The sequence below is a fragment of the Microcystis sp. LEGE 08355 genome (genome assembly GCF_015207185.1).
Taxonomy (GTDB): domain Bacteria; phylum Cyanobacteriota; class Cyanobacteriia; order Cyanobacteriales; family Microcystaceae; genus Microcystis; species Microcystis panniformis.
Map to the genome: position 1 here is coordinate 1 of NZ_JADEXI010000452.1, position 3,853 is coordinate 3,853.

The following is a 3,853-nucleotide window of genomic DNA, read 5'->3' on the forward strand; positions in this document are numbered from 1 at the left end:
GACTTGACCACACCGGGTAAAAGACCTTGGTGGGCCCATTCGCGTAAAACGTTGCGGGATAAACCAAAATCGCGATAGTATCCTCTCGGTCTGCCGGTCGTTAAACAACGGTTGCGGTGACGACTGGGGGCGCTATTGCGGGGTAATTCCTGTAATTTTTGGTGAATTGCCAGTTTTTCTTCAAAATCTTCGGCGGTGCGGAATTGTTCTTTTAGTTCCGCTCTTTTAGCTTCGTATTTTTGTCTGAGACGAGCGCGTTTTTTCTCGCGTTCTACCATCGATTTTTTGGCCATGGGGTTTCTCGAAAAAGATTTAACCTGTAAAGACAGCATCTTCCATTATAACCTGAAACACCAGTGACAAAGGTGACATTTGTTGATATTAATTCTTAAAGTCCTAGTTGAAAATTTTCTATGTCTGAACCGCCTCAATTGCTCCAACAACGTCTTTTTTATCAAGGTCGCGTCTTTCAATTTGAAGTCTCAAAACTGCGTTTACCTAACGGTGTCGAGGGAGAATGGGAATGTGTCCGTCATCCGGGGGGCGCTTTAGCAGTTCCAATCACCAAGGAAGGTCAATTGGTTTTAGTACGTCAGTATCGATTTAGTTTGCAATCTCGAATTCTGGAATTTCCCGCCGGAACGATTGATGAAGGAGAAGACCCTGCTACGACGGTAAAACGAGAATTAGAGGAAGAAGCGGGCTATCGGGCGCACAATTGGCAATCTTTGGGTAAATTTGCTCTGGCACCGGGTTATTCCGATGAGTACATTTATGCTTTTCTGGCCCAGGATCTGGAAAAATTAAGCTTGCCCCCCGCTCAAGATGCCGATGAAGATCTGGAAGTGGTTTTTATGAGTTTTGAGGAAATGGAATCAGCGATCGCCAGGGGAGAATCGATCGATGCTAAAACTATTACTAGCTTCTATCTGGCCCGTTTAGCCGCTATAACTGGACTTCCCAGTTGACAAAAAGCCATAACCTGTACTGTAGGAGGGATTAAGAGAATTTCTGCTGCTCCTTTACTGGGTACAAATCAAGGAAACCCCGAATAAATCTAACGCATGATTGTTGCAGTTCAGTCGGTCGATTTATCTTAGCAAAACGATAACTTCCCTCTCTAATCGTACATTCTACTGTATTCAAGCAAATCGTCCCCAAGTCCTCCAATAAAGTCCGAAAGTAATATAGTCTAATCCTTTTATCGGTTTTACTAATTCATTGATTTTCTCCTTTGTTAAAATTCCTCGATCGCTTACCCAGACCACATTCTCAATCCCCCAACCTTTTCTTACTTTCTCGATTTGTCTGGCTAAGGTGGCACTATCGGATGTGTTTCCTTCAAAGACTTCTCCCGCTATCGGACAACCCTTAGCTGAACATAGTAAGCCAAAAACTATCTGAGTTTTCCCTTTCTTTTTATCTCGATTGTAACGCCCCTTTAAGAGCCAGTTTCAGATTGTCGATAATATCATCGGGTAATTTTGAGAGGTTGGCCAGGGTTCTTTTTTTGACTTGATCTCCTTCTCGATAGGAATCAGGTCGAAGAACGGCGGGGGGGAATTACGGTTAGGAACTTTTTCTATATACATGACTACCATTCTAGCAAATGGAGAGAGTTCTTGTCCATTAAGAAGTGTTACAAATTACATGGGTGCATTAAGAAAAGTTAATGGGTGCATCCATTGATGGATAAGGGTTTTCTGTTTTTATAGTAGATATGTACCAAGAAAGTTCAGTAATACTAGATCCGTTGAGTATAGGCTACATATCAGGAGAGGCACTCATGCAAGAGGCAAGAGGCAAAACGGAGAATAAATAATCAGTTTTTAATAACCAGATTTAGGATAATACTAGATCCGCTAACTATAGGCTATTTTGGATCAGGTGACGAAACTAGCATTTTCTCCTAATTGAAGCGAAAAAACCCCGCATGACTTCAAGAAATCACCGGGGTTTTTAGGAAGAATAGGGATAGGGAAGGAATTTAACCCTCGGTTTCCTCTCTGGTTTGGATAAACAGAATCAAGAGGAAAACCGTGGGGACTAGGACGAATAGGATACTAGCGATAAAGCCGAGATTATTTACCTGCATGAGTTAACTCCCTTAAGTGACAACGGATTTGCATTAAAGATTAACTCCTAGAATATCATCCCAGAGGGCGTTGCTGATTTGAGAGGGGAACTGGGGAAGTGGGAGCCTTGGTGGTTATCTTTTCGTCCCCTTGGCCGGCGCGTCTTTAACTGGTACTTTTGGATCGGTGGCGATGATGTGAAGATCGATATTTTTCTGCCAGATCAGGCGCATAAGTTTTTGGGTGAAAGAACCTTTGATTAAATGCTTCCAGCGCGATTGACGGCTCTCCCCGATCACAATCTGGGTGATTCGCTCCTGTTCGGCCACTTCTGCGATCGCTTCGGCCACCTGATAGCTTTTAATCCGTAAGAATTTCCCCTCGAATTCCCGACATAAACGTTCGCAGGTTTCGATATGTAAAGCCTCCTCTTTGGTGAGAAAGCGATCGGGGTTATCGACGAAAATCACAAAAAATTCCGCGTTCATATACCCCGCTATCCGCGCTCCTCGACGTAATAATCGTAAAGAGTTGGGATAGGTGGAAACACAAACTAATACCCGTTCGTGAACGGGACAGGATTGACCGATAAATGTCGAATTACTCGCTTCTTCTTCTACTGTATCAGCCACTTCGCGCAGGGCGAGTTCCCGGAGGGCAATTAAATTACGCCGTCGAAAGAAATTATTTAAAGATGGTTGGATCTTTTCGGGAGCGTAGATTTTTCCCGCTAATAATCTTTCCTCTAGGGTTTCGGCGGTGACATCTACCACAATCACTTCATCAGCTTCCTCCAAAATTCGATCGGGTATTCGCTCTCGCACCACCACCCCAGTGATTCGGGCGACCAGATCGTTTAAACTCTCGATATGCTGGATATTCACGGTCGAGTAAACATCGATTCCCTCGGATAAAATTATCTCCACGTCCTGAAAGCGTTTCTCTCGCTCCGAACCGGGTGCGTTCGTGTGGGCCAATTCATCAATCAGACACAGCTGCGGTGAGCGAGCGATAATCGCTTCCGTATCCATTTCCGAGAGAGTGAATCCCTCTTTCTCTAGGATTTTTCTCGGTACGATTTCCAATCCCTCGGCTTTTTCGGCGGTCTCTTTTCTGCCGTGGGTTTCAAGCAGTCCAATCACCACGTCGGTTCCCTGCTTTCTGAGGCTATACCCCTCCTCCAGCATCTTGTAGGTTTTCCCGACTCCCGGAGCCATCCCGATAAAAATCTTATGTCTTCCCCGTCGCACAATTGTCTCCTTTTTGGCAACTTACCTTACAGATTAAGATAATTCGATCGTAGCCGGGGGGATTGATGATACTCAATCCTCACCCCCTCTGATACTAAATCTGGTTATTAAAGACTGATTATTTATTCCCCTTTTTGCCTTTTGCATGAGCAGAAAACGGGTTTCTCGGAGAAACCCGTTTTCTGTGCGTATGATACTAAATCCTGTTTAAAAGGTATAGGGGAGGGTAGTGATTCGGTAGTAGTGGTAAGCCATCTTGCTTATCTGGACTGAGTCGTGTAGAATATTTACTAATAAAAATAATTGCTTGATAAATGTTGGGAATTTGCTTTTTATGATTGCTATTTTTATCAATATCGGTGGTGATTCGGTAGTAGTGATGGCGGCTTAATCCTTTGCCAGGTGTGCATTGTAGTCATGGATAAAATACCAAAGGGTTCCCCAACGTGATTCTCCATTTTTTTAGAGAAAGATAGACTCTCTCTCACCAACCGAGAAATCCTTTGTCGAAAGGTATTATTTAATCTT

At 43.8% G+C, this 3,853-nt stretch carries 4 protein-coding genes and 2 pseudogenes; 1 reads left to right on the top strand and 5 read right to left on the bottom strand.

Going from position 1 to position 3,853, the window contains the following annotated elements; genetic code table 11:
* On the bottom strand, positions 1–293 hold a 293-nt coding region (rpsN, locus tag IQ242_RS19005; RefSeq protein ID WP_193961041.1), incomplete at its 3' end, for a 30S ribosomal protein S14.
* A 120-nt stretch (positions 294–413) separates the two neighbouring features.
* Between rpsN and IQ242_RS19010 the strand changes: the two genes are divergently transcribed.
* The gene (locus tag IQ242_RS19010; RefSeq protein WP_193961042.1) at positions 414–968 is read left to right on the top strand and encodes an NUDIX hydrolase; all 555 of its coding nucleotides are present in this window, start codon (positions 414–416) and stop codon (positions 966–968) included.
* Positions 969–1,181: 213 nt separating this feature from the next.
* Here the strand turns inward: IQ242_RS19010 and IQ242_RS27250 are convergent.
* The 4 genes and pseudogenes from IQ242_RS27250 to IQ242_RS26350 all read right to left on the bottom strand — a co-directional run.
* Positions 1,182–1,592: pseudogene (locus tag IQ242_RS27250) on the bottom strand (tail length tape measure protein); the annotation flags it as partial.
* 395 nt (positions 1,593–1,987) lie between these two features.
* On the bottom strand, positions 1,988–2,095 hold the full coding sequence (gene psbM / locus IQ242_RS19015) for a photosystem II reaction center protein PsbM (RefSeq protein WP_002745897.1): 108 nt from the start codon (positions 2,093–2,095) through the stop codon (positions 1,988–1,990).
* Between the two features lie 114 nt (positions 2,096–2,209).
* Complete coding sequence (locus IQ242_RS19020) at positions 2,210–3,325, bottom strand: universal stress protein (protein ID WP_193961043.1); 1,116 nt, start codon at positions 3,323–3,325, stop codon at positions 2,210–2,212.
* 387 nt (positions 3,326–3,712) lie between these two features.
* A pseudogene (locus IQ242_RS26350) lies at positions 3,713–3,853 on the bottom strand (IS1 family transposase); the annotation flags it as partial.